This is a genomic window from Micromonospora sp. WMMD712 (assembly GCF_029581295.1).
GTDB classification, from domain to species: Bacteria; Actinomycetota; Actinomycetes; order Mycobacteriales; family Micromonosporaceae; genus Micromonospora; species Micromonospora carbonacea.
Genome location: NZ_CP120743.1, coordinates 365,081 through 386,176 on the forward strand (window position 1 = coordinate 365,081; position 21,096 = coordinate 386,176).

Genomic DNA, 21,096 nt, shown 5'->3' on the forward strand with positions numbered 1-21,096 from the left:
CCGCTGATAAGGCCATGAGGGAATGGCGGGCGCGAATCATCGACCCCGCTGGTGCGGGCCGACACTGGATTGCGCGCCAGGGCGATTCGCCGCGGGCGGGTCAGAAGCCCCTCAGCTTCTCGCCCGACGGCGCCACCGTGGAGTGCGCAGCGTCGGGCGACCCGCACTGGTGCGGGTTTCGGGGCGGCACAGTCAAAACAGGATCATGATGCCGCCGACGGCGGCGCCGAAGCGGATTCCGTGTCGCTTCGGATTGTTGCGGGCCCGGGTGTGCACCGGAGGGACGGCAGGGGAGTTGTTTTCGGCCCTGGTCAACATCGGTTCACCTCCCGGTTGTCTCGCCTTACAAGACGACATCTTGTAATCAGCAAGCCCTAGTGTCAAGGGGTGGAAACAAACTCGTTACCGCAGGTCAGCCGGTGGCCCTGGCGGGCCGCGCGGCACGGCGGTTGGCCGAACCGCGGGAGGCGGCGACCCGTCGGTGCTTCCGGGCGGGCGTCGTGCCGCCCGCCCGGCGCTCCGCCGACGCGCCTCAGGTGCAGGGGCGCGCCCCCAGGTAGGTGCTGCCGTCGCCGGTGCCGCCCTCCGGGTCGAGGGCGTAGACGTGAAGTTGGGTGCCCGGCGTGCACCCGGAGATCGTGAACCGGAACCCGTGCACCCCGCCGATGCCGAAGTACGCGTTCACGTCCGGCCGGTTGGTCGCGGTCGGGAAGTCGCCCAGGTGCGTTCCCACGCCCGCCGGCCCGCCCCGGTAGACGGCCACCGTCGAGGAGGTCCCCGGTTGGTCGGTGTCGACCGCCCAGCCCTCCACTGTGGAGCCGGTGAGCAGCTCGAAGTTGCCGCGCGGGGGCGAGGTCCAGCGGAACACCCGGGTGTCGCCCGCGTTGAACGGCAGGTTCGCCAGCTGCGCGCAGGTGCGGCACAGCTCGACGTCGCTGGGGTACAGCGCCGTCTCGTACACCCGGGGCATGGCCTGCGGCAGCCGGATGGTCCTCGTGCCGGTGGTGCCGGCGTGCACCATCAGCGTGTTGCCGGCGGCCTCCACGACGTCGCCGGCCGGCGCGAAGTGGTGCACGCCCGCGTCCTCGCTGATCCGGCGCAACGCGGCCAGGGGCAGCTTGGGCGCGGCGGCGTACACCGACGTCCAGCTTTCGCCCGCGACGGGGACGGACTTGCGGGCCAGGGAGACCCCGCCCGCCTGGTAGGTGCCCAACGTCGTCGCGCCCGCGTCGGTGACGGTGAACCACGGCGTCAGGGGGTACGCCGGCCCGCCGCTCTGCCCGACGAACGAGTAGTTCTGCCCCAGGTTGGGCGTGCCGGTGCCCTTGGCGACCGTGATGCCGGTGAGCGCGGCCATCGAGGCGGTGGAGGCGGCCTGGTCGCCCTGCACGTATCCGGCGGCGTACAGCGACAGCACGGTGCGGCCGGGCGTCTTCAGCCTGGTGTCGATCGCCGAGCGCACCGTCGGGGAGACCGCGTAGGCGTTGGGCAGGACGGCGAGCTTGACGGCGCTCAGGTCGAGGGTGCCCTTGGTCAGGTCACTGAGCAGGTAGTGCCGCACGGGCGTGCCCAGCCGGGTCAGGTCGTCCATCAGATTGGAGAGCTGGTCGCTGGCGAAGGCGTACGAGTTCTCCCCGGCGGGGGTCAGGGCGGGCTGGTAGTTGGCCGACACGTCGTCGACGAACACCGCGACCTGCGGCTGGTAGGCGTTCGCCCCGCCGTGCTGGATCTTGTCGGCAGCCCGGAACACCGACTGGAGGTTCGCCCACAGGGTCTCCGAGTCGGCGGCGCGCGCCGGGTCGCCGAACCAGCCGACGCCCTGTAGGTCGAGGAAGTGGAGGGCCCGGCCGCCGATCGCGGCGGTGGTCAGGTTGCGGCGCAGCAGGCGGATGCTGTCCCACAGGTTCGTGGCGGTCTGGAACGGGATCGGCTGGCAGTTCGCCGGCGCGCAGGCCAGCAGGGTGCGCGTGTCGTCCTCGTCCAGCCACAGCTTGTTGGCCAGCCGCATGGTGTCCGGCGGCCCCTGTTGGACGAAGCCGTTGCCGAGGCTGCGGCTGTCGCCGTACGAGTAGGGCACGCCGATGATGTCCACGGACGGGCTGTCGACGAGCGTCGCCAGGTCGTTGCTCCCGCTCATCCCCAGCTCGGTGCGCAGGCCGTAGAGGTAGCCGTAGAAGACGGCGGTGAGGATGCGGTTGCCGGTCACCTGCTTGGCCTTGGCCAGCAGGCGGGTGATGGCCGCGACGTTGCGCGACGACAGGTACTGGTGGTATTTGGCGGCGCGCAGCGAGTTGAGGTCGGCCGGGTCCAGCACGGTGCCGCGCGACGCGCCTGAGGCCGGCGGTGACTGGCCGGGGACGGCGTTGTTGCGTTCGGTGGGGGTGGCCGACCGGCAGCCCGGGACCAGGCTCGCCGGCAGCGCGCTCCAGGCGCAGAAGCCGGCCTCGGCGCTGGCGGAGTAGTCGTCCAGGTAGAACGAGTGCCGCCCGCGCGGGCCGGGCCGGGTGCCCGCGTCGTTGGTCCAGGGGTAGAGCTGGCAGACCCGCACGCCGTCCGGGCCGGTGGCGCAGAGGCTCGGGCTGCCCCAGTCCAGCATCCTGTTGGCGGTGTCGTCGTAGCCGTAGGGCCGGTAGAACCACTCGCCGCCGTTCTCGTAGGCGATCAGCACCGACATGACCCGCCCGGGATACTGGGCGTCCATCCGCGTCAGCACCCGGCTGATCTGCTGCTCCTGGTAGGCCAGCCACGCCTCGCTGAACGTCCACGGGTGGCCCGCGCCGTTCGTGTCGTCGCGGACGTTGCCCTGGAGGTCCTTCATCCGCATGGGCTCGGCGCCGGGCGGCGCGTCCTGGAGGTACATGCGGACCATCAGGTACGGCCGGGGGTTGAGCTGGTTGAGCCGGCCCGCCAGCTGGTCGATGAACGCGTCGCTGGTGTTGTTGAGGTGCACCTGGAGCATGGGCGCGACGTTCATCTCCGGTGCGGCCGTGTTCGCCGCGGCCAGCTGGGCCTGGTAGTTGAAGTACGACCAGTCGTTCTGCCCGATCGGGGCGCTCTGCGTGTTGAGCGCCATGAAGAACGGCGTGGTCGTCCGGCAGCCGCCGCCCTGGTCGCAGAGCTGGATCACCTTGCGGCCGTTGCGGTTGACGATCGTCGACTGCGGCCCGGACCAGCCGTCGGCGTGGGCGTACGCGGTGGGCAGGACGGGGGTGAACGGCAGCACGATGAGCGCGGCCAGAACGGCGAGCAGTCGTCTCATGTGTCCTCCCGACGCGGCGCGGGGCAGATGGGGACGGGCGGGGACGGGCGGGGCGCGGCCACGGGACCGGGTCGCGCCCCGCCCGTCGGCAGGTGGGGCGGGCGACGGTCAGGGGAGCAGGTATCCCTGCGGCCCCTCGACGATCTGCCCCTCGCAGTTCGCGTCCGGCGAGTCGAAGTGCTCCCCGCTGCCGCGCACGAGGCAGCGGTAGAGGGGCTGGCTGGCGGTCGCCGACGGCGAGTCGTAGGCGTAGCCGATCACCCCGAGGAAGACCTGACCCTCGCAGTTGGCGGCCGCGGAGGTGAACCTGTCGTTGCCCACCCGGCACTGGTAGAGGGCGTGCGTGCCGGCGACGGCGCTGGTGTGCACCTTGCCGAGCGGGCCCTCGGCCTGGTAGCTGCCGCCGGGGTGGGTGGTGGAGCTGACGTGGTCCCCGGCCCCGTAGTACCGGGTCAGCGTGGCGGTGCCGGGGGACGGCGGCGCGGCGCCGGTGTAGAGCAGGCGGTTCGGCGAGCCCGTGCCCGGGTTGCTGATCTTGCCGGGGGTCGAGGCGTCGAAGAGGGCGCTGGCGACCTGGGCGGGGGTCAGGCCGGGGTTGCCGGCGAGGACCAGCGCGGCGGCACCCGCGACGTGCGGGGTGGCCATCGACGTGCCGCTGAGCGTGGCGGTGGCGGTGTCGCTGCCGTTGGACGACGAGACGATGCCGTCGCCGGGGGCGAAGATGTCGGTGCAGGTGCCCCAGTTCGAGAACGACGCGCGGGCGTCGGCCGTGGTGCTGGCGTTGACGGTGATCGCCTCGGCGACCCGCGCGGGGGAGTAGTTGCACGCGTCGAGGTTGCTGTTGCCGGAGGCGATGGCGTAGACGATGCCGTCGGCGATCGAGTTGCGCACGGCGTCCTCGAGGGCGCCCTGCGCGCCGCTGGCGCCGAGGCTCATGTTGGCCACGGCCGGCACGCCGGCGGCGTGGTGGCCGGTCACCCAGTCGACGCCGGCGGTGACGCCGGCCAGGGTGCCGCTGCCGCCGCAGTTGAGCACCTTGACCGCGACCAGCGAGACGCCCTTGGCGACGCCGTACTGGGCGCCGCCGATGGTGCCCGCGACGTGGGTGCCGTGGCCGTTGGTGGAGCAGTCCGAGTCGCGGCCGTCGCCGGTGGTGTTGGTGCCCCAGGTGGCCCTGCCGCCGAAGGTGGTGTGCGTGGTCCGGATGCCGGTGTCGATCACGTACGCGCGGACGGCGGACGCCGTCGTCGGGTACGAGTAACTCGCGTCCAGCGGCAGGTCGCGCTGGTCGATCCGGTCCAGGCCCCAGGACGGCGGGCTGGGCTGGGTGTCCAGCGCCCGCACGGCGCGGTTCTGCTCGACGTACGACACGCCGGGCTCGGCCGCCAGCCGGCGGGCCGCGGCGCGGCTCATCGTGCCGGCGAAACCGCGCAGCGCGTGCGCGTAGGTGTGTTCCACCCCGACGGCGTACTTCGCGGCCAGGCGTCCGGTCCGGGCCGCGACGTCCGCGCGGCTGTCGCCGGCGGCCCGGTCGTCGAAGACGACGAGGTAACTGTCGGCGATGACGCCCGGATCTCCGGTTCCCCGCACCTCGCCCGCAGCATTTGCCGGAGATGCGATTCCCATTGCCAGGATGGTTGTCACTGCCGTGAACGCGGCGAGCCCGGCCACATTCGGTCGGCGCACTCGGAAATGATCCATGGTCGTGCATGATTCAGCAACAATAGCTGCGTGTCAATATTTTAGAATGGTTTTGCTGGTCAGGTGTATGTGGTCGGCGTCGACGGGTGCCGGCTAGATCCTTTTTGGTGGAGCATTGCCGGGTGCGGGTCGATCGGTTATGGTCCTTGTCTGCATATCATGGATATTGCTGTCGATCCCGGCGATCCAGGCCACGTAACCGCCATCCCTGTCATAGTTGGAGTAATGCGCGATGGCCGTGAACAATCGTCACCTGCTGCTGATCCACACCAGTCCGTTCCACGGTTGTGAGAACGAGTTCAATCACTGGTACGACCGTGTTCATCTCGCCGAGGTTCTCGCTGTCCCCGGTTTCGTCGGGGCGCAGCGTTTTATCCTCCCGCAGGCCCCTGGCGAACGCCGGCGGTACGTCGCGATCTACGAGCTCGAATCCGACGACGTCGCGGCCACCATGGAGCGGTTCGAGAAGGCACGACCAACGATGTCGACCACGCCGGCCCTCGACCCGGCCAGCGTCACCGTCGAGCTGCTGACCGCAGTGACCCCGATGGTGACACCAGGGCAACCGTAGTGACGACGGAGGACGGACTCATCGAATCGACGACACCGGTATCCGAAGGGCAGTCCGCCACCGGCAACGGGCTGTCGACCCTGGACCACGACGAGAACCCGAGCTGGCGGGTCGACGCCTCGCAGGCGGTGAGCTACGAGGTGCGCCTGTGCCGGGGGCTGCTCGACCCGGCCTCCGACCTGATGGTGACCGCCGCGAGCGCGGACGGCGGCCCCGGCCGACGCCGCCTCGTCGTGCTGGACTCCCAGGTGGACGTCCTGTTCGGCGAACGCATCAGGGCCTACCTCGAGGCCCACCGGGTGACCTACGAGCTGTGCGTCATCGAGGCCGACGAGCGCCGCAAGACGATGGCGTCGGTGTTCCGCGTGGTGTCGGCCATGGACGCGTTCGGCGTGGCCCGACGCCGCGAGCCGGTCATCGCGGTGGGCGGGGGAGTGCTCACCGACATCGTCGGGCTCGCCGCCAGCCTCTACCGCCGCTCGACGCCGTACGTGCGGGTGCCGACCACCCTGATCGGCATGGTGGACGCCGGGATCGGCTCGAAGACCGGCGTCAACTTCAGCGACCACAAGAACCGGCTCGGCACGTACCACCCCTCCGCGACCACGCTGATCGACCCGGGCTTCCTGGCCACGCTGCCCGCGCGGCACCTGCGCAACGGGCTCGCCGAGGTGCTCAAGATGGCGCTGATCAAGGACCGCCGCCTGTTCGAGCTCCTCGCCGACCACGGCGCCCGCATCGTCGCCGAGCGGATGCAGCCCGCCGACAGCGCCGACGGCGGCGCGGCGGCGCTGGCCGTGATCCGCCTCGCGATCGGCGGCATGCTCCAGGAGTTGCAGCCGAACCTCTGGGAACACCAGCTCGAACGGGTCGTCGACTACGGCCACTCGTTCTCGCCGGTGATCGAGATGCGGGCGCTTCCGGAGCTGCTGCACGGCGAGGCCGTCGCCGTGGACATGGCGCTGTCGCTCGTGCTCGCCCACCACCGCGGCCTGCTCTCCCCCGAGGAGCTGACCCGCGCGCGCCGGGTCCTGGGCGAGCTCGGCCTGCCGACCTGGCATCCGGTCTGTTCCACCGAGCTGCTCACCGAGGCGCTGGCCGACACGGTGCGCCACCGCGACGGCCGGCAGCTCATCCCCCTCACGGCCGGCATCGGCCAGGCCCGCTTCGTCGACGACGTGACCCCCGCGGAGCTGACCGCGGCCCTGGCCGGCCTGGAGCCGAACTGGACGTCGATGGCGGCGGCCCCGTCCGCGCCGACGCAGGGGAGCCACGGATGAACGGCGTACGCGCGGTGCTGCTGGCCGGCGGCCGGGGGGAGCGGATGGGCCCGTTGGGCGCCGGCCGGCTCAAGCCGCTGATCCCGTTCGGCGGGACGAGCCGGCTGATCGACTTCAGCCTGCGCAACGCCTGCGACTCCGGCCTCGACGAGGTGCTGCTGCTGTCGCAGTACGAGGAACGCATGCTGATGGACGACCTGCACCGGGTCTGGAACCGCACACCGGGGTTCCGCGCCCACTTCGGGCCCTACGACGAGGCGTACCGCCGCGCCGCGCCCGGCACCCTCCCGGCCGCCCTGCCGGAACGGACCTGGCCCGCCGAGCGGGGCACCGCAGACGCCCTGATCAGCAAGGAACGCTGGGTCTTCGGCGGCGCGCCCCGCGACATCCTGGTGCTGCACGCCGACCACGTGTACCGCTTCGACTACCGGGGCATGCTGCGTGAGCACCGGGCGTCGAAGGCCGCGCTGACGGTCGCGTACCAGCGGATCGAACGCCGCTTCGTGCGCCTGTTCGGCATGGTCGAGTTCGACGACGCCGGCCACCTCACCGCGTTCGTCGAGAAGCCCGCCGAGCCCACGAGCGACCTGGTGTTCGCGGCGTTCTGCCTGTTCGACGCCCGGATCCTGCGCCGCTACCTGGAGCAGCTCGCCGGCACCGCCTGGCAACACGACATCAGCCGCGACGTGATCCCCGCCATGCTGGCCGGCGGGGAGCTCATCCGCGGCCACCGGGTGCCGGGCTACTGGGAGGACATCGGCACCGTCGACCGCTACCACCTGGCGCACCGCTCGCTGCTGGCGCGGCCGCCGTCGATCCCCCTCGCCGACCTGCCCGCCACCGTGCGGCCGGAGGTCGCGCGGCGGATGGTCGACGAGGCGCCGGGGATCCGTCGCTCGCTCGTCCCGGCCGACCTGGTCAACCACGGCGAGATCACGCACAGCGTCGTCTACCCCGGCGCCCGCGTGGGCGCGGGCGCGGTGGTGCACGACAGCGTGCTGCTGCCGGGGGCGACGGTGGCGGCCGGGGCCCGGATCGACGGGGCGATCGTCCTGGAGGACGGCGCCGTCGCGCAGTGCGCCGCCGATGCCGCCGCCGAGGCCCACCGATGACCGACCGGGGCGGCCTGTTCGTCGTCGCCGACATCGGCGGGACGACCCTGCGAATCGGGCACGTGACGGCGGGCGACCCCGTCGTACGGGGGGTGCGCCGCGTCGCGACCGACGGGTTGGCCCGCTATCCCGACGCCCCCGCGGCCGAGCTCCAGCAGCGGGTGCTGGGTCAGCTCGCCACGGAACTCGCCGCGTACCTCGTCAGGTCCGAGGCCGCCGGGAGCCGGGCGGTGGGCCTGTCGTTCGCCGGGCCGACCACCGCCGACGGCGTCGCCCTCGCCGCCCCGACCATCTGGGGCGAGGGCGGCGGGTCGGTGGCGCTGAACGCCCACCTCGGCGCGCGGCTCGGGCTCCCGGTGCTGACCGTCAACGACATCACCGCGGCGGCGTGGCGCTACGCCCGCGCCGAGGACGACGCCTTCTGCCTGTTCACCGTCAGCTCGGGCGTCGGCAGCAAGGTCTTCCGCCGGGGCGAGGTGCTCGTCGACGACGCCGGCTTCGGCGGCGAACTCGGCCACTGGCGGGTCGACTGGAGCGGCACCGCCCCGCCGTGCGACTGCGGCGGTCGCGGACACCTCGGCGGCATCGCCTCCGGACGCGGCATCCTGCGGGCCGTGCGGGTCGCCGCCCGGCAGCGGCCGGGCGAGTTCGCCGGCTCGGCGCTGGCCGCGTCGTCGGCGGGCCGCCCGGAGGGCATCACGAACGAGGCCGTCGCCGGGGCCGTGCGGCGCGGGGACGGCTTCGCCGTCGACGTCCTGCGCGCTGCGCTCCGGCCGCTCGCGCTGGCGGTGGCGAGCGTCTTCTCCTCGATCGGCATCCGCCGGTACATCTTCATCGGCGGCTTCGCGGTCGCCGTGGGGCAGCCGTTCGTGGACATCCTCGGCGACGAACTCACCGAACTGGGCTGTTTCGGCCTGACCCCGCCCCAGGTGCGCGCGATGCTCATGCTGGGCGCGGCCGACGACGACCACAGCCTGATCGGTGTCGGCCGGATGCTCGCCGCGGCCGGCGCGGATCCCCGACTCGCAGCGGAGGCCGCGCATGCGTACGTTGATCGTTGGTAGTGGATTCGTCGGCAGGGCGGTGGCCGACCGGCTCGCCCGCGCGGGCGAGCGACCCGTCCTCGCGTCCCGACACCCGCCGCAGCACGCGGCGGCCCCGTGGACCCCGCTCGACGTCACGGACCCGGCCTCCTGCGCCCGCGTGTTCGCCGACACGGCGGCCGAGCAGGTGGTGCTGGTCCACGGTCCGTCCGACGTGACCTGGTGCGACCGGCACCCGGGCGAGGCGATGGCCGGCCACCGGACGGCGGCCCGCAACATGCTCGCCGCCGCCGGTGACCGCCGGGTGGTGCTCATCTCGACCGACAACGTCTTCGACGGCAGCCGGCCCGACTGCGCAGAGTCGACGCCGACGGCCCCGCCGAACGCCTACGGCCGCGCCAAGCTCGCCGCCGAACAGGTGTTCGCCGGGCACGCCGCCGCCACCGTGCTGCGGGTCAGCCTCGTCTACGGCTGGGAGCCGGCGGACAGCGCCAAGTGGCTCAACTTCTTCGCGGCCTGCGCGCACCGCCTGCTCGCCGGGGAACCGGTGGCCGTCCCCCACGACCAGTGGACCACCCCGGTGCTGGTCGACGACGTCGCCGCGGTGACGGCCGCCGTGCTGGCCGCCCGCGACCTCCCGCTGCTGCACCTCGGCGGACCGGACCGGATCTCGCGCGCCGGCTGGGCGCTGCTCATCGCGGCGGAGCTCGGCGTCGACCCGGGGCTCGTCGTCGCCGAGCCGCGCGCCGCCGGACGCTACGCGGGGCGGCCGGAGAACACCTGCCTGACCAGCACCCTGCTGTCCCGGACCCCCGCCACCGCCGGCGTGACCGTCCGGGGCGTCCGCGAGGCCGCCCGGCTCCTGGTCGCCGACGGCGTGTGGGCGGCCCGGTGAGCGCCCCGGACGGCCCGGTGGGCGCCCCGGGTGGCCCGGTGACCCGCCGGATCACCGGCCGCACCGTCTACCGCAACGCCTGGATGACGGTGCGCGAGGACGCCGTGGAACGCCCCGACGGCTCCCGCGGCGTCTACGGCGTGGTCGACAAGCCGGACTTCGCCCTCGTCGTCCCGGCCGAGCCGGACGGGTTCCACCTCGTCGAGCAGTACCGCTACCCGGTGGGCGGTCGGTACTGGGAGTTCCCGCAGGGCTCGTGGCCCGAACCGGCCGGCGGGCGCAGCGCCGAGGAGCTCGCGGCCGCCGAACTGCGCGAGGAGACCGGCCTGACCGCCGGCAGCATGCGCCACCTCGGCCGAGTCCACGTGGCGTACGGCTACGCCAGCCAGGGCTGCCACATCTTCCTCGCCACCGACCTGGTCGCCGGGCCGCCCGCGCGGGAGGCCAGCGAGAGCGACCTGGTGCACCGGTTCGTGACCCACGCCGAGCTGCGGCAGCTCGTCGCCGACGGCAGCTTCACCGACGCCGTCTCGCTGGCGGCGCTCACCCTGCTCGACGGGAGATACCGATGACCGGCCCCGGCATACCCGGCGCGCAGCGCGTCGACCACGTGGCGCTCACGGTCGCCGACCTCGACGCGGCCACCGCGTTCGCCGTCGACGTCCTCGGCGGCGAGGTCGTGTACCGCCTGCCGCCGCTGGCCCGCAGCGACGACTGGATGAGCGAGCACCTCGACGTGCCGCCCCGGGCCACGGCGGAGATCGCGCTGATCCGCCTCGGCCCCACCACCAACCTCGAACTCTTCCAGTACGCCGTCGCCGGGCAGGCCACCACGCCGCCGCGCCGGCACGACCCCGGCCACCAGCACCTCGGCTTCCTCGTGGCCGACGTCGCCGAGGCCGCCGCCGCCGTGCACCGGCTCAGCGGGCTCACCCCGCAGGGCCCCGTCCAGGCCGCCGGGGGGCGGTCACCGCTCGCCGGGGCGTGCCGGGCCCGCTTCCGTACGCCGTGGGGGCTGGCGTTCGAGCTGCGGTCGCCGCCGCCCGGGGCCACCGACCCGGCGGCCCGGCACCGCCCGGACGGGCCCTGGACCAACCGCGACGGCGCTCCGCCCGGTCCGCCGCCGATCACCGGGCTGCGTGGGGTGGACCACATCGGCTACACCGTCGCCGACCTGGACGAGGCGCTCGCCGTGTTCGCCGACGTGCTCGGCGGAGAGCTGCTGCACCGGGCCGCCGAGACCGACCCCGACGGCCCGGTGGAGGTCGCCACCCTGCGGATGGGCCCCACCGACAACGTGGAGCTGCGGACCTTCGCCGGCACCGACCGGGCGGTCCCGCCGCCGCGCAACTGCGACGTCGGCGGCCGGCACCTCGCCGTGCACGTCCGCGACGTCGACGCCGCCGCGCGTCACCTCGCGGCCCGTCCCGGGTTCACCGTCCTGGGCGCGCCCGAGACCATCGACGACGGGCCGATCGCCGGCGACCGGTGGGTCTACGTGCGCAGCCCGATCGGCCTGCACGTCGAGGTCGTCCGGATGCCCGACGGCGCGCTGCCCTACGAGCGGACCACCGCGGCACGGCGGGCCCCGGCCGGCGCCCTGAGCTGGACGGACCGGTGACCCGCGCCGCCGGCGTCGACGCCGCGCGCCCCCGCCGCGGCACCGGCGTCGGACGCCCGCCCGGTCCCGCCATCCGGGCGGCCCGATGACCGGCCCGACCTTCGGCCACTACCCGGGGAGTTGACGATGTCCCTCGTCCAACCGTCGCATCCGCAGACCCTCGCGTCGGCCGTCGCCGACAGCCTGGTCGTCGCCGCCGACCCGCAGGCGCCCGAGTCCAGCATCTTCTACTGGGAACGCGGACGCCCCTACACCCGGGCCGTGGTGGACGCGGTGCGCGACGTCGACGACGCCGAGGTCCGCCGGCTGGCCGAGGCCCTGCTCGCCGACACCCGCAACCCCCGGGCGTACGCCGCCCTGCACCGGGCCCTGACCGCGCTGGCCGCCGCGCCGCCGTCGGACAAGGTGGCCGCGCTGTTCGCCCACGGCTGGCGGGCCGAGTCCAACTGCCGCCTCGGCAGCCACCTCGGCGCGCTGTACGGCACCCGGCCGGTGCGGCGCTGGGCGTCCTTCGAGGAGCTGCGCACCCTCCCGCCGGGGCCCCCGCCGGGCGACCCGGCACGCGCCCAGATCCTCGTCGTCGTCCCGTTCCGGGACCGGACGCCCGACCGGACCCGGCTGCGCAACCTGCTCGCCTGCCTCGCCTCGCTGCGCGACCAGTCCGCGCCGCGCGAGGAGTACCGGGTCCTCGTCGTCGAGGCCGACACCGAGCCGCGCTCGCAGCAGGTGATCGAGCCGTACGCCGACGACTACCTGTGGGTGCACAAGGACGGCCTGTTCAACAAGTCGTGGGCGGTCAACGTGGGGGTGGTCAACGCCCCCGGCGACCCCGAGGTGGTGTGCATCCTCGACGCGGACGTGCTGGCCGACCGCGACTTCGTCGCCCGCAACGCGCGCCGGTTCAACCGCCCCGGCACCATGGGCCACCTCAGCTACCGCGACATGTGGTGCCTCGACGCCGAGTCCACCGCCTACGCCATCGAGCAGCGGCTGGCCCAGGGCAGCGCCCAGGTCGACCCGGACCGGCTACGGGCCTTCGTGCTGCGCCGCCCGCCCGGCTGCTGTGTCTGGGTGCGCAAGTCGGCGTTCCTGCGCATCGACGGCATGGACGAGCGGTTCGAGGGCTGGGGCGGCGAGGACAACGACTTCAGCTACCGGATGGACACCAACTCGGCGTTCGACTCCTACGACGACCCGCTGCTGCACATGTACCACCCGTCGTCGGCGCTGCTGCGCGCCGACGGCGAACTCATCAACGCCCACATCCCCGCGCTGACCTGGCGGGCCGAGACGCCGATCGGCGACCCGAAGCGCTTCGTCGACGGCCCCGCGCCCGCCTCCTACGACGGCGAGGTGCGACTCGCGACCCAGGTCATGACCGGCATCACCGAACGAGAGGCGAGCAGCGCATGACAACCGCAATCCCCACCCTCGACCTGACGCGCTGGCGGTCGGCGGACCCGGACGAGCGAGCCCGGACGTCGGCCGAGCTGGACGCCGCGCTCCGGCAGACCGGCATGTTCCTCCTCGCCGGCCACGGCGTGCCGGCCGACCTGACCGCGCGGATGCGCGCCGTCGGGCACGCGTTCATGCGGCTGACCCCCGAGCAGAAGCGCCGCTACGCGGTCAGCCGCCCGTACGACAACGGGTGGCGGGGCCTGGGCGCGTTGCAGGCCAGCGCGGTGGACGGCATGGTCAGCGCCCCCGACCTGCACGAGGCGTACCACATGGGCCCCCAGCACCGGACCGGGGACGCGAGGTTCGACTGGCTCTACTACCCGGACAACAAGTGGCCGACGGAGCTGCCGGAGCTGCGCGAGGTCGCCACCGAGTACACCGGCCACCTCAACCGGCTCGCGCTGGAGGTCCTGGAGGTCCTCGCCGTCACCCTCGGCGTCCCGGCCGACCACTTCACCTCCCGCTCCCAGCGGGCGACGTGGACGCAGAACGTCAACTGGTACCCGCCGCTGTCGGCGGTGGGGCGGCTGGAGGAGGGCCAGATGCGGGTCGGGCCGCACTCCGACTTCGGCACGATCACCTTCCTCGACCGGCAGCAGGGCGTCGGCGGGCTGGAGGCGTGGAACGCCGAGGACGGCTGGTTCAAGCCGCCGTTCGTGCCCGGCACGCTGGTGGTGAACCTGGGCGACATGATGAACCTGTGGACCGACGGCCGGTGGCGGGCGCTGCGCCACCGCGTCCTGGCGCCCCCGGCCAGCGACCCCGACGAGGAACTGGTGTCGCTGGTCTTCTTCTTCGAGGCGGACCCGGACGCCGAGGTGCGCCCGCTCGCCCCGCCCGCCGGTGGCGGCGAGGGCATGGCGCCGGTCGTCGCCGGCGAGTCGATCCTGGAGAAGGTGGGGGTCACCCTCACCCTCGCCGACTGACGCGCCACGCACGGCCGGGGACGGGGCACACGCCCCGTCCCCGGCCGTGCGTCAGCCGGTCGTGGCCGCGACCGGGACGCCGGCCCACACGCAGCGGCCGTCCCGGCAGGTCACCAGCACGGCCACCGGGCCCGCGGTCGCCGGGCCGAGGCCGGCGAACGAACCGTCGTCCTGCCGGTCCAGCGCGACCACCGCCACGGGGTCACCCGGATACACCAGCTCCACCCGGGCCGCCTCGGGGTGGGCCCAGCGCACCGAGACCCCGTCCGGGCCGGCGACCGCCGTGCCGACGCCACCGTCGTGGCCGGGGGAGGACGTCGGCGGCAGGACGTCGGGGCCCGACCGCCCGCCGGGCCAGGTGCCCGCGACGCACGCCGCGAACACGGCGAGGAACCGGTCGGCGGCCCGGGACCAGGTGAACTCGCGGGCGGTCGCCACGGCCCGCGAGCGGAGCGTGTCGACCAGCGGCGACCCGGCGCGGACCAGCGCCAGCATGCGGGCCAGGCCGTCGTGCACCGCGTCGGTCAGGTCCGGGTCGGCGACCCGGAAGGAGCGGGGCAGGGCGAGCCCGGTCGCCGTCGGCGCGTCCAGGTCGAACGAGTGCCGGAAGTGGCGCATGCCCCGCTGCGCCGTGGCGACCGGCACGGCGCCGCTGGCCATGGCCTCGCCCATCGCCATCAGGAAGGTGTCCATCTCGAACTTCGCCGGGAACACGCACAGGTCGCTGGAGGCAGCCCAGTCCATCAGCTCCGCGGGCGCCATCGGCCCGGTGCGGATCCGGACCTGCCCGGGGTGGTCGGCGGCCAGCGCGGCGAGGTCGGCGTCCTGCGGCGGGTGCGGGGCGAGGCAGTGCAGCAGCAGGTTGAAGCGCTCGCCCTCGTCCAGCAGCCGCCGCGCCCCCCGGAACAGCTCCCGCAGCCCCTTGTGCTCCACCGAGTACCGCCCGTTGTGGTAGACGGTCGGCAGCGCCGGGTCGAGGCCGAGCGCGGTCAGGGTCCGCCGCCGCCGCTCGTCGTCGCGCGCCACGTCCAGCCATTCGTCGCCGATGGCGCACCCGCCGACCATCAGCCGGTCCGCCCGCGACCACAGCTCGCGGCGGACGGCCAGCTCGGCGAAGAGCTGGGCGAACGGCGTCTCGGCCTGGGTGAGGGCGTGTTCGAGCTGCCCCTCGGAGAGGAAGTCCACGGCGTCTGCCGAGCGGGCCACCAGGGCCAGCGCGCTGACGTAGTCGTGCCCCGGCCGCTGCGGCTGGTCGCGGTAGAGCAGGGTCTGCGGCAGGAACGCCCGCATGGCCCGGTGCAGCGGCGCGTCCAGGGGCGGGTCCGCGAGCCCGTCGACGACCGTGGGGTCGGCGTCGAGGTCGCGCAGCAGGGCCCGGGCCTGCGGCGCGTAGACCTTGGTGTTGACCGGAAGGTTCGTCTGCACGGTCGAGACGACGGGGAAGCCGTACGCCGACAGCGCCGCGGGCAGCAGGTGGTGCAGGACGGGCTCGTGCAGGTGCACGACGGTCTGCGCGGTTTCCTGGCCGGAGAGGAAGCGGGCGGCGAGGATCTGGAACACCAGCGGCTTGAGGAACGTCGGGTCCGTCCCCTCGGCGGCCGCCGGTGGGTGCAGCGTGTCGGTGTGGGAGTCGAGAATCTCGTTGCCGAGCAGGATCACGTCGATTCCCTCGACGGTCATCCGATAGGCGCGCGCGGATCCGTCCACCGTGACGCCACCGGGATGACCCGGCCATCTTTCGGGGTCGACCGGAATGGTTATCTCGCCGGTGGACCGCCAATCCGTCTCGACGACGTCGTGGTTCCGCCGCAGGAGTGGGATCAGCCCGTGCGCCGCGGTCAACGCGGTGACCCGGTGCCCTCGGTCACGGAACTGCCGGAGCAGATTCCACAGATAGACGGAGGTGCCCGCCTGTACCAGAGAGTCGTCGAATCCGGTGCACTCGAAATGGCATTCGATGATGTGCAAGCGCGGTTCCTTCCAGGTGACATCCGTCCCCGGCGGACAACCGTCAGCGCTCGACCCCCGCTGACGGGACCGGGGCATTGTCCTGCTTCTCGCCGGCGCGGCTCGGTGCCCGCATCGCGGTGGCGCCCGCCGCGACGAAAACTGCCAGCACCACGGGAATCCACAACGCCGACGGCAATCCCACCACGGTCGCTGCGGCACCGATGAGAATAGGGCCGAACAGGAATCCCAGATAGCCGATGCTGACCACGGTCGACAGGGCCCGGCCGGCGCGGCTCGGATCCTGGTTCCCGGCCGCGGAGTAGACCTGCGGGGCGATGCACGACAGGCCGGCACCCAGCAGCCCGAACCCGACGACGCCGGCGACCGGGTGGTGCACCAGCAGTGCCGCGCCCAGGCCGCACGCCGCGAGCGCGCCGCTGAACCGCACCAGCGTGACCGGTCCCAGGGCGCGCACCAGCCGGTCGCCGAAGAGCCGGCCCACCGTCATCATGATCGAGAACGCGGCGAATCCGTACGCGGCGAAGCCGGGGCTCGTCTCCAGGTTGTCCCGCAGGTAGACGGCGCTCCAGTCGGCGGCCGCGCCCTCGCCGACGAGCGTGCACAGCACCAGCACGCCGAAGAAGACCAGCAGCAGGGAACGGCGGGAAGGCCCCTGCTCGGCGGTCGGCGAGCCGGCGGAGGCCTCGGGGGCGTCCGCCGCGGGCAGCACCCACAGCGCCGCCCAGACGGCCAGCACCAGCACCCCCGCGCCGACGGTGAGGAAGGTGACGCCGACGCTGGCCCCGCTGCGCGCGAAGAAGCTGCCCACGATGGCCCCGAGGAAACCGCCGATGCTGTAGATGGCGTGGAACGACGACATGATCGGTTTTCCCCAGGCCCGCTGCACCTCAAGCGCATTGGCGTTCATCGCGATGTTCAGCGTGCCGTGCGTCGCCCCGAAGAGGAACAGGGTGACCGACAGGACCACCAGGGTGTCGCTGTATCCGGGAAGGACGAGCAGCACCCCTTCCAGGATCGCCGACGGAATGAACACCCGGGTGCTGCCGAAACGGTCGGTGAGGCGACCGAGCATCGCCATGCCGACGATGCAGCCGGCCGCAAAGGCCAGCAGCGCGACGCTCAACCGGCCGTCACTGAGCCCGAGCTTCTCCTTCACCGCCGGAATCCGCGCCGTCCACACCCCGAGCGCTGTTCCGAAGAGCAGGAACGCCAGGGACGTGGCGATTCTCCCGCGACGAATCCGACGGCGGTCGACTGGTGCGTTGTCCACAGGGCCCCCTACCCAAGGCAGGCCCCGACACTACCGTGCCCGGCAGGGATACGCCACGAGCCGACAGCGCGGGTTTCGACGGCGAATCCGGTTGACGGGAATGGATCCGGGGCCGGTTATCGCCGACGTGGCGACGCGACCCGGGCCGGCGGTAGGGCCCGGTCCGCATGCCGGGCGCGCCCGCGGCCCCGGCGGCGGTCGGCGCGCTGCCGCCACCTTGCTATCCATCGGTGGGCATCACTAGATTGGTCGACGGGCGCCGCCGTGCCGTCGATCGCCGACCGGCCCGACGGCTGATGGTCCGCCCGGAGCCGGGCATCCGCGTCGCGCCGCCGGTCGCGCCGCCATGCGAGCGTTCCCGCAGTTCCCCCGTGCCGCCGTCGGCCACGCTCCGCGCCCGTGCGGCGGCACACCCCCGGAAGGAACCCGATGAGGATCTCCCGCGCCCGTCTCACCCCGATCGTCGCCGCCGGGGCGGTCCTGGCCGCCGCCCTGGCCGGCGTCGGCCTGCCCACCGCCCCCGCGACCGCCGCCGCCGGCTGCCGGATCGACTACGTGCCCAACCAGTGGACCGGCGGCTTCACCGCCAACATCCGGATCAGCCCCGGCGACACCGCCGTCAACGGCTGGACCGTCACCTGGACGTGGGGCGGCGACCAGCGGATCACCAACGGCTGGAGCGCCGAGGTCAGCCAGTCCGGCGCGGCGGTGACCGCCCGCAACGTCGCCTGGAACGCCTCCGTCCCGGCGGGCGGGTCGACCGAGTTCGGCGTCCAGGGCACCGTCGGCGCGAACACGGCCGGGCCGACCGGGTTCGCGCTCAACGGCGTACCGTGCAACGGCGCGACCCCGCCTCCGACGACGACCGCGCCGCCGACCACGCCGCCCCCGACGACGCCGCCGCCCACCACCCCGCCCCCCACGACGCCGCCCCCGACCACCCCGCCGCCCACGACGCCGCCGCCCACCACCCCGCCGCCCGCCGGCTGCGGCACGGCCGTGCTCTGCGACGGATTCGAGAACCAGACCGGGTCGACGCCGTCCGGCGACTGGGCGGTGGTCAACCCCGACTGCTCCGGCACCGGCACGGCGGCGATCGACACCGCCACGACGCACAGCGGCAGCCGCTCGCTGCGCATCAACGGCACGGTCGGCTACTGCAACCACGTGTTCGCCCGGACCACCAAGGGCCTGAGCACCCTCGGCGCGGTCCGCTACGCCCGGCTCTGGGTGCGGCACACCACCGCTCTGCCCACCTCGCACGTCACGTTCCTGGCCATGGCCGACTCCGCCGACGGCGGCAAGGACCTGCGGATGGGCGGCCAGAACGGCGCGCTCCAGTGGAACCGGGCCTCCGACGACGCGACGCTGCCGGAGCAGAGCCCGTCCGGGGTGGCGCTGAGCCTGCCACTGGCCACTAACCGCTGGTCCTGCGTCGAGTTCATGGTCGACGGCGCGCAGGGCCGGCTGAACACCTGGGTCGACGGCACGGCGGTCACCGGCCTGACCGTGGACGGCACCCCGACCCACGACATCGACGGGCAGTGGCTCAACCGCACGTGGCGTCCGCAGCTCACCGACCTGCGGCTGGGCTGGGAGAGCTACGGTGAGGGGGCCGACACCCTCTGGTTCGACGACGTCGCGGTCGGGGCGAGCCGGATCGGCTGCTGACCGCCCGGGTCGGGCGGCCCGGACCGGGCCGCCCGACCCGCGTTGGCGCGGATTTCACCGCCGTGTGCGGATCAGTTCCCCCGCCGCCCCTGGCCCGCGCCGGCCCGCCGGGCCCAGACTGTTCCCCGGCGCCGGTCCGCGCGGTCCGGCGCCGCACCGGGGAGGGCACCATGACCGAGGGGTACGCCATCGGGCTGCCGTCGTGGCTGAGCATCGCGGATACCGGCCCCACGGACGCGTCGGGGGAGCGGGCCGTGCTGGTGGCGGCGAGCGCCCGCAGCCGGTCCGGCCTGTTCACGGCGCTGGTCGGCGCGCTCGACCTGCCCGGCCACGTCGGGCGCAACTGGGACGCGCTCGCCGACAGCCTGCGCGACCGGCTCGACGCCGGCCCGCTGACCCTGGTGGTCGACGAGGCCGCGCAGCTGCTCGCCGACGAACCCGTCGGCCACCTCGGCCTGCTCCTGGCGGTCCTCGGCGGTGCCGCCGGTGACGCCCCGCACCCGCTGCGCGTGGTGCTGCGGGACGCACCGGAACGCGTGTCGGACGTGCGCCGCCGCACGACGCGCGCCCTGCCGGGCCGCTGAGCCGACCGGCGCCCTGCCGGGCCGCTGAGCCGACCGGCGCCCTGCCGCGCCGCTGGGCGGGTCGCACCGGAGCCCGCGCCCCCCGGGCCCGCGGGCTCACCGGCCGGTCGGGGCCCCGGCCTCCACCGGCTCGTCGAGGATCGCCGCGAAGCGTTCCTCGGCGAGGTCGAGCTGGCCGAAGATGTGCTCCTTGACCTCCGGCGCGAGCGGGGTGTCCGGCCGGGCGACCAGCTCCCGCAGGACCGGCACAAGCGGGCGGTACTTCGCCGCCAGGGAGTAGACCCGCGGCCCGACGGTGTGGATCAACCCGACCCCGTTGTCGGTGAAGTCGGAGACCTTGACGACCCGGGCCCACGGCTCGCGGTCCAGGCTGGCCGCCACGTGCTCCCGGTACTGCGCGTGCCGGTCCCGGTCCGGGTCGTACGCCGGATTGGTGACCGCGGCGACCAGCCGCGCGACCCGCGGGCCGAACCGCGCGGCGAGCGTCGCCAGCGCCGCGGCCGTGCGGTCGCCGCCGGTCGCCGGTCCCGCCCGGTGCTGGCCCGCCAGCTCCGCCGGGTGGTCCTCCACCGCGTCGTGCAGCAGGCCGGCGACGACCACGTCCACGTCGCGCACCTGATAGTGGTGCATCATCCGGATCGCGACCCGCAGCAGGTGGTTCAGGTACGGCTCGCGCACCCGCCGGTCGTCGCGGTGCAGCTCGGCGGCGAGGTCGAGGGCGGCGGTGAGCCGGGCGCGGGCCTCCTCGTCGAACGCGTGGATCTCCAGCCGGAACCGTTCCCGCAGGCCCGGCTCTCCGTGGATCTCGGTGATCGCGTGCATGGGCATCGAGGCCAGGTACGGCGGGAAGTCCATCCACCACTTATAGCTGATCTTCACCGGCGGTGGGCCTTCCCGTCGGCCTTGTGACGCCGACCGTGGCCGACCCGGCGTCGCCGGTCGGGCGGTCGCCGCGCACGTCCGGGGGTGCTCCGGGCGAGTCGGCCGGACGGGGCCGCGCCGGGGCCCGGCCGGGCAGAATGATCGGGGTGGACCGGGTGCTGGCGGTGCTGGTGGCGTTGCCGCCCGCGCTGGTGCTCGCCCTGGTCTTCCTGCTTCCCGCGCTGGAGGCGTCGACGTTCCTCGGGCTGTTCGTGCCGGGGGAGATCGCCGTGCTGGTGGGCGGGGTGGTGGCGCACTCCGGGCGGCTGCCGCTGTGGGCCGTGATCGCGGCCGCCGTGGCGGGGGCGGTGCTGGGCGACCAGGCCGGCTACCTGGTCGGCCGCCGCTACGGCCGCCGGCTGCTGGCGCGCACGCCCCGGCGGTTCGTCCGCTCGGGCGAGCTGCGGCGCGCGCTCGACCTGGTGCGCCGCCGGGGCGCGCTCGCCGTGCTGATCGGCCGCTGGGCGGCGGCGCTGCGGGCGCTGGTGCCGGGGATCGCCGGGCTCAGCGGGGTGCCGCGGGCCACGTTCACCCTGGCCAACGTGGCCGGCGGGGTGCTCTGGTCGGTCGCGGTGGCGGTGCTCGGGTTCCTCGCGGGCGCCTCGTACCGGCTGCTGGAGCGCCGCCTCGGCCTCGGCGGGGAGGCGGTGCTGGCCGTGCTCGTGGTCCTGGTGACGGTCCGGCTGTGGCGGCACCGCCGGGCGACCCGCCGGACCGCCCCGCCGCGCCGGGGCTGACCCCTGCGCGCCCTGATCGGGGGGTCGACGTGCCGGGACGGGGGAGAGAGGGGGCCCCCGCCCCGGCACGCCGAGT

The 21,096-nt window shown here is 73.9% G+C and carries 18 protein-coding genes; 12 read left to right on the forward strand and 6 right to left on the reverse strand.

What is annotated here, in order from left to right; genetic code table 11:
* Positions 1-192: 192 nt before the first annotated feature.
* From O7633_RS01480 to O7633_RS01490, 3 genes are all read right to left on the reverse strand, one after another.
* A complete protein-coding gene (locus O7633_RS01480) occupies positions 193-318 on the reverse strand; it encodes a hypothetical protein (RefSeq protein WP_256095694.1) in 126 nt (41 codons plus the stop codon).
* A 214-nt stretch (positions 319-532) separates the two neighbouring features.
* A complete protein-coding gene (locus tag O7633_RS01485) occupies positions 533-3,259 on the reverse strand; it encodes a hypothetical protein (protein WP_282325543.1) in 2,727 nt (908 codons plus the stop codon).
* Positions 3,260-3,367: 108 nt separating this feature from the next.
* Entirely contained in the window at positions 3,368-4,885 is a 1,518-nt protein-coding gene (locus O7633_RS01490) for a S8 family peptidase (protein ID WP_282325544.1), read from the reverse strand.
* Positions 4,886-5,192: 307 nt separating this feature from the next.
* On the opposite strand from O7633_RS01490, the gene O7633_RS01495 reads away from it, so the two are divergent.
* From O7633_RS01495 to O7633_RS01535, 9 genes are all read left to right on the forward strand, one after another.
* Positions 5,193-5,531, forward strand: coding sequence for a DUF4286 family protein (locus O7633_RS01495; protein ID WP_282325545.1), 339 nt, complete (start codon positions 5,193-5,195; stop codon positions 5,529-5,531).
* Positions 5,531-6,811 carry a sedoheptulose 7-phosphate cyclase gene (locus O7633_RS01500; RefSeq protein ID WP_282325546.1) on the forward strand — a complete coding sequence of 427 codons (1,281 nt, stop codon included), beginning with the start codon at positions 5,531-5,533 and terminating at the stop codon, positions 6,809-6,811. Before O7633_RS01495 ends, O7633_RS01500 begins: the two co-directional genes overlap by 1 nt.
* Positions 6,808-7,923: a sugar phosphate nucleotidyltransferase gene (locus O7633_RS01505; RefSeq protein WP_282325547.1), complete on the forward strand. Its 1,116-nt coding sequence runs from the start codon at positions 6,808-6,810 to the stop codon at positions 7,921-7,923. Before O7633_RS01500 ends, O7633_RS01505 begins: the two co-directional genes overlap by 4 nt.
* A complete protein-coding gene (locus O7633_RS01510) occupies positions 7,920-8,987 on the forward strand; it encodes an ROK family protein (RefSeq protein ID WP_282325549.1) in 1,068 nt (355 codons plus the stop codon). Before O7633_RS01505 ends, O7633_RS01510 begins: the two co-directional genes overlap by 4 nt.
* Positions 8,965-9,861, forward strand: a complete 897-nt coding sequence (locus tag O7633_RS01515) for a sugar nucleotide-binding protein (RefSeq protein WP_282325551.1) — start codon at positions 8,965-8,967, stop codon at positions 9,859-9,861. The genes O7633_RS01510 and O7633_RS01515 overlap by 23 nt, the downstream gene beginning before the upstream one ends.
* Positions 9,858-10,433 carry an NUDIX hydrolase gene (locus tag O7633_RS01520; protein ID WP_282325552.1) on the forward strand — a complete coding sequence of 192 codons (576 nt, stop codon included), beginning with the start codon at positions 9,858-9,860 and terminating at the stop codon, positions 10,431-10,433. The genes O7633_RS01515 and O7633_RS01520 overlap by 4 nt, the downstream gene beginning before the upstream one ends.
* Positions 10,430-11,482 carry a VOC family protein gene (locus tag O7633_RS01525; RefSeq protein WP_282325553.1) on the forward strand — a complete coding sequence of 351 codons (1,053 nt, stop codon included), beginning with the start codon at positions 10,430-10,432 and terminating at the stop codon, positions 11,480-11,482. The genes O7633_RS01520 and O7633_RS01525 overlap by 4 nt, the downstream gene beginning before the upstream one ends.
* A 126-nt stretch (positions 11,483-11,608) precedes the next feature.
* The gene (locus tag O7633_RS01530; protein ID WP_282325556.1) at positions 11,609-12,895 is read left to right on the forward strand and encodes a glycosyltransferase; all 1,287 of its coding nucleotides are present in this window, start codon (positions 11,609-11,611) and stop codon (positions 12,893-12,895) included.
* A complete protein-coding gene (locus tag O7633_RS01535) occupies positions 12,892-13,866 on the forward strand; it encodes a 2-oxoglutarate and iron-dependent oxygenase domain-containing protein (protein ID WP_282325557.1) in 975 nt (324 codons plus the stop codon). The genes O7633_RS01530 and O7633_RS01535 overlap by 4 nt, the downstream gene beginning before the upstream one ends.
* A 51-nt stretch (positions 13,867-13,917) precedes the next feature.
* On the opposite strand, the gene O7633_RS01540 is transcribed toward O7633_RS01535, so the two are convergent.
* Together O7633_RS01540 and O7633_RS01545 are read right to left on the reverse strand one after the other, a co-directional pair.
* Positions 13,918-15,546 (reverse strand): glycosyltransferase, encoded by a 1,629-nt coding sequence (locus O7633_RS01540; RefSeq protein WP_282325559.1) that lies wholly within the window; start codon positions 15,544-15,546, stop codon positions 13,918-13,920.
* A 331-nt stretch (positions 15,547-15,877) separates the two neighbouring features.
* On the reverse strand, positions 15,878-17,107 hold the full coding sequence (locus O7633_RS01545) for an MFS transporter (protein WP_282325560.1): 1,230 nt from the start codon (positions 17,105-17,107) through the stop codon (positions 15,878-15,880).
* 429 nt (positions 17,108-17,536) lie between these two features.
* Between O7633_RS01545 and O7633_RS01550 the strand changes: the two genes are divergently transcribed.
* Together O7633_RS01550 and O7633_RS01555 are read left to right on the forward strand one after the other, a co-directional pair.
* Positions 17,537-18,778 carry a cellulose-binding domain-containing protein gene (locus tag O7633_RS01550; protein WP_282325561.1) on the forward strand — a complete coding sequence of 414 codons (1,242 nt, stop codon included), beginning with the start codon at positions 17,537-17,539 and terminating at the stop codon, positions 18,776-18,778.
* Positions 18,779-18,948: 170 nt separating this feature from the next.
* On the forward strand, positions 18,949-19,362 hold the full coding sequence (locus O7633_RS01555; protein ID WP_282325563.1) for a barstar family protein: 414 nt from the start codon (positions 18,949-18,951) through the stop codon (positions 19,360-19,362).
* Between the two features lie 96 nt (positions 19,363-19,458).
* Here O7633_RS01555 and O7633_RS01560 read toward each other — a convergent pair whose 3' ends face one another.
* Positions 19,459-20,217, reverse strand: coding sequence for an HD domain-containing protein (locus O7633_RS01560; protein ID WP_278134840.1), 759 nt, complete (start codon positions 20,215-20,217; stop codon positions 19,459-19,461).
* A gap of 173 nt (positions 20,218-20,390) precedes the next feature.
* Between O7633_RS01560 and O7633_RS01565 the strand changes: the two genes are divergently transcribed.
* Positions 20,391-21,020, forward strand: a complete 630-nt coding sequence (locus tag O7633_RS01565) for a DedA family protein (RefSeq protein ID WP_282325565.1) — start codon at positions 20,391-20,393, stop codon at positions 21,018-21,020.
* Positions 21,021-21,096 lie beyond the last annotated feature (76 nt).

Excerpts from the sequence above, each read along its gene's own strand:
- O7633_RS01480 (WP_256095694.1), bottom strand. The coding sequence starts at position 318 with ATGTTGACCAGGGCCGAAAACAACTCCCCTGCCGTCCCTCCGGTGCAC.
- O7633_RS01485 (WP_282325543.1), bottom strand. The coding sequence starts at position 3,259 with ATGAGACGACTGCTCGCCGTTCTGGCCGCGCTCATCGTGCTGCCGTTC.
- O7633_RS01490 (WP_282325544.1), bottom strand. The coding sequence starts at position 4,885 with ATGGGAATCGCATCTCCGGCAAATGCTGCGGGCGAGGTGCGGGGAACC.
- O7633_RS01495 (WP_282325545.1), top strand. The coding sequence starts at position 5,193 with ATGGCCGTGAACAATCGTCACCTGCTGCTGATCCACACCAGTCCGTTC.
- O7633_RS01505 (WP_282325547.1), top strand. The coding sequence starts at position 6,808 with ATGAACGGCGTACGCGCGGTGCTGCTGGCCGGCGGCCGGGGGGAGCGG.
- O7633_RS01510 (WP_282325549.1), top strand. The coding sequence starts at position 7,920 with ATGACCGACCGGGGCGGCCTGTTCGTCGTCGCCGACATCGGCGGGACG.
- O7633_RS01515 (WP_282325551.1), top strand. The coding sequence starts at position 8,965 with ATGCGTACGTTGATCGTTGGTAGTGGATTCGTCGGCAGGGCGGTGGCC.
- O7633_RS01525 (WP_282325553.1), top strand. The coding sequence starts at position 10,430 with ATGACCGGCCCCGGCATACCCGGCGCGCAGCGCGTCGACCACGTGGCG.
- O7633_RS01530 (WP_282325556.1), top strand. The coding sequence starts at position 11,609 with ATGTCCCTCGTCCAACCGTCGCATCCGCAGACCCTCGCGTCGGCCGTC.
- O7633_RS01535 (WP_282325557.1), top strand. The coding sequence starts at position 12,892 with ATGACAACCGCAATCCCCACCCTCGACCTGACGCGCTGGCGGTCGGCG.
- O7633_RS01540 (WP_282325559.1), bottom strand. The coding sequence starts at position 15,546 with ATGACCGTCGAGGGAATCGACGTGATCCTGCTCGGCAACGAGATTCTC.
- O7633_RS01550 (WP_282325561.1), top strand. The coding sequence starts at position 17,537 with ATGAGGATCTCCCGCGCCCGTCTCACCCCGATCGTCGCCGCCGGGGCG.
- O7633_RS01555 (WP_282325563.1), top strand. The coding sequence starts at position 18,949 with ATGACCGAGGGGTACGCCATCGGGCTGCCGTCGTGGCTGAGCATCGCG.
- O7633_RS01560 (WP_278134840.1), bottom strand. The coding sequence starts at position 20,217 with ATGGACTTCCCGCCGTACCTGGCCTCGATGCCCATGCACGCGATCACC.